Origin of the sequence: Streptomyces sp. NPDC052107 (genome assembly GCF_040680215.1) — a bacterium.
Lineage (GTDB): Bacteria > Actinomycetota > Actinomycetes > Streptomycetales > Streptomycetaceae > Streptomyces.
On the sequence record NZ_JBFAWG010000222.1, the window covers coordinates 1 to 3,256 of the forward strand.

3 protein-coding genes and 1 pseudogene are annotated in these 3,256 nt (G+C 68.2%); 1 reads left to right on the plus strand and 3 read right to left on the minus strand.

Annotated elements, in window-relative coordinates; genetic code table 11:
• Positions 1-319 precede the first annotated feature (319 nt).
• The gene (locus AB0M27_RS47110; RefSeq protein ID WP_365732362.1) at positions 320-841 is read right to left on the minus strand and encodes a hypothetical protein; all 522 of its coding nucleotides are present in this window, start codon (positions 839-841) and stop codon (positions 320-322) included.
• A gap of 103 nt (positions 842-944) precedes the next feature.
• Here AB0M27_RS47110 and AB0M27_RS47115 point away from each other — a divergent pair.
• Positions 945-1,049: pseudogene (locus AB0M27_RS47115) on the plus strand (IS5/IS1182 family transposase); the annotation flags it as partial.
• A gap of 91 nt (positions 1,050-1,140) precedes the next feature.
• Here AB0M27_RS47115 and AB0M27_RS47120 read toward each other — a convergent pair.
• Entirely contained in the window at positions 1,141-2,088 is a 948-nt protein-coding gene (locus AB0M27_RS47120; protein ID WP_365732363.1) for a YcxB family protein, read from the minus strand.
• 240 nt (positions 2,089-2,328) lie between these two features.
• Entirely contained in the window at positions 2,329-3,039 is a 711-nt protein-coding gene (locus AB0M27_RS47125) for a hypothetical protein (protein ID WP_365732364.1), read from the minus strand.
• Between the last annotated feature and the right edge of the window lie 217 nt (positions 3,040-3,256).

Genomic DNA, 3,256 nt, shown 5'->3' on the forward strand with positions numbered 1-3,256 from the left:
CGACGTGAGGTTCCCTCCCCAGCCAGGCCCACCGGCCCGGCCGGTCAGCGTCCGGAGGGACACGCACCAACGGGCCGGACCCGGCTGCCCCGCGCAGCCCACCGGCACCAGGGCGTGACCACGATCAGCACACCCACCAAACGCCGACACCGGCCACGCGGAGCAGCACTGGGCGCAGGATTCCATCTCCACGCTCACGCTGCCCCGCCAAGATGGGCAGAACCCGCGTCGGACCCTACGGTTCGCATAGGTTCGCTTAGCTGATCAGGGACGCTACGGCCACCCCATCTTCACCGAAGACATCATCCGCGACATCACCTCAACCGCCGCCAAAAGGGCCATGCCGTAGACCGTACCGGCGGTCCCTGACAGCCTGCCGGCCGGCCGCTGGCGCGCTCCGACCGTGTGACCGTGGCACGCTTTGAAGGTCCTCGGTGTGTGCGGTGGCCACCGCCGCAGCGGCGATCACGCCGTAGGTGAGATGGTCCGCCACCTGCGGCCACCGTGGCAGCGCGCGGATCTGGGCGGTACGTCTGCCCGGCACACTGAAGTCGAGCGCGGCGATCGCGAGTCCGGCCAGCGCACCCCACGCGGTGGTCGCCCGTCGCGGCAGCACGGCCGCGAGCGCCACGCCCCAGCCGACGCTGAGCCCCAAGTGGACAGGGATTGCCGCAGCGAGCAGTCGCGCCGAGCGGGCTTCGTCCGGCAGCAGCAGCGATCCGGCCGCGCGGGTCGCCGCCAGCGGATCACGCCGCGTGGCCAAGGCATGCAGCGTCGACGGCACACCACTGAGCACACCAGCGACAATGCCCGCGCGCACGCCAGTTCCGAAGACGGTCATACCCTTGGGCTAACACCATGCGGGCACACTCCGCAATGACACGCCGGTAGGTCAAGCAGAGCTACTTTTTCCCTGGAGACACAGGTGGGAGTCCGGGGGACTGATCCTGCGGGCCGTCCAGGCCGACGCCGACGCGGAGGGCCGCATCGACTGGTCCATCGTGAGCGTGGACTTCACTGTGTGTAGAGCCCACCAGCACGCCGCCGGACTGCTTCGTCGACGTCGCCCACACCATCGAGATCTTCGGCACCTGCGGTGGCTGCGCCGCGCAGCCGCCGAGGAGTGGGCTCCGGGCCCGCTCAGAAGTGGTAGCAGACGTAGTCGCCGTCGGGGCCCCGGGCGATTCGGTCCGAGCCCCAGCAGTGCAGCATCGGCCCGATGCGGTAGACGGCGGCACCGCCGACCAGCAGCACGGCTGCGGCGAGCACGGCGGTCACGATCCGCATCACCTTCATCCGGCGTACGACCCACCACGCGCGGGCGACGGCCGGCACCCCCAGGATCAGGGCGATGGCCGAGACCGGCGCGTTGTTGTGCTGGAGCCCGGGGAAGGCATCTGGATCCACGGCCTTCTGGACGGCGGCGTAGGCGAAGAAGAGCAGCACCAGCCCGAGGAGCAGCAGCCCGACGGAGCCCGCTCCGCGCCCGACGTCCCGGCCCCGGCTCGGCGTCCTGTCGGCGCCCGGCGCCGCGGCGGCGTCCGCGCGTACGAGGTGCCGAGCGAAGATCGCCCGCAGCCGGTCCGCATCCTCCGGGTTGCTCAGGCCGCGCTTGGGCAGGGCGCCGACGCCGACGGCGGACTTGTCGGCGCTGAGCAGCACGAACAGCTCCGGGGTCTCGGCATAGCGCGGGTAGAGGTGCCAGTCGAGGGTGGCCGAGCTGTGGGCGGTGGTGAGGCAGATCCCCGTGTCGTCGACGACGGCGCGGAAGTCGCCCTGCCGCTCGCTGAGCCGGTGGAACTGGCGGGCCTGCAGCCGCGGCCCGGCGGTCATGAAGGCGACGAAGGCCACCAGCGCCAGGTACAGGTACCACGGGGTGTCACGCCGGCCGTCGCCGAGCGTCGACAGAAGGACTCCGACGGCCGTGACCACCAGCGTGTAGATCAGCAGCCGACGCCGGAAACGGCCCGCTCTGGTGACCTTCGCCCGGGTGCGGATCGCTGCCCCAAGGTCGTCGACGGTGAGCCGGTAGGCCAGCTCCACCGGTCTCTCCGCGACGGCGTCCGTCGCTTCCCGGCCCTCGGCCATGTCCCCTCCCTGGTTCGGTGATCAACCGGATCGTAGCGCCGGGGAGGGAGGGGACGTGCTCGGGGTCAGGAGGCAGTTCTGAGAGCGTCGCCGCCCTGGTCGTGACCTGCTGGAACCGTGCTTACCGCTACAGTAGTCGCTGTTCCGATGTTCCCCGAGGCCGAAAACATTCGGGATGCCAGTGGGCAGAAGCGCCGCTACCGAGTCGGCGACCGCCTCGCGGAGGGGCAGGTGGAGTCTTCACCCTCTGGCTTCGGCCGCAATCCAGTTCCGCCAAACGTGGATCGTGTTGGGTACCTCGGGGCGATCGAGGAGCCAAAGAACATAGCCGGCATGTCGCCATGCCCATGGGTTGTCAGATCGAGCGGCAGTTTCCAGCCTGCCGCGCAGATCCTCACTGTCGACGGCTCGAGCAACGCGCACGTACTCGCGGTCCTTGCAGCGGTAGGCCCTCTGAACGACGATCTCGACCAGGTCAGTAAGTTTCGCCCTGACCGTCTCACTGTGGCCAGCGACCGCCACGTCCCGTATGAGGCTCTGTTTCGTGCCCCACTCCTTGGCATGCCGGGTCCACTCCTGCGGATACCTTGCCTCCCATTCCAGGAAGAGGAGCGCATACGGCAGACCCTGCCACGTCCTGATGTCCCCGGGCGGGCGGTTCCACAACGCGTTAGGCAGCGAATACTTCCCGGCTTCGAGATACATCTCATGTGCCTGCAGGAAGGCCGGATCCCGCCACTGCTCCTGTCCCCCAAGCGGCAGCGTCAAGCGCCACAACTCATTGAACCGACCAAGAGCATCCCGCACGTTCCCCTGGACATCAGCAAGACGGACCAGCGTCGCAGCCCGTACCGCGGGATCGTCGGCTATCAGCCCGAACGCCCAGCCCAACCGCGCGTCCCACGCATGAGCTTCATCAACGCCCGCACCCGCACCCGCTTCCTTCGTCACGCAGGAGATCATCCCCCAATCACTACACCGAGGTGCATCGACCCTCGCCTTCATCCAGAACACAGATCGGTCGGACAAGGCAAGAGACATTCAGGAATCCCGAAGTTACGTCAGCAGGAAGTCGACCGTTCCTAATCAGTGAGCAGTAGTGAGTCTTGGACCCATACCTGGTCACTGCGGGCATCCCGAACGGTTTTGGATGTCCTGGTCGCCCGCT

Excerpts from the sequence above, each read along its gene's own strand:
- AB0M27_RS47110 (WP_365732362.1), bottom strand. The coding sequence starts at position 841 with ATGACCGTCTTCGGAACTGGCGTGCGCGCGGGCATTGTCGCTGGTGTG.
- AB0M27_RS47120 (WP_365732363.1), bottom strand. The coding sequence starts at position 2,088 with ATGGCCGAGGGCCGGGAAGCGACGGACGCCGTCGCGGAGAGACCGGTG.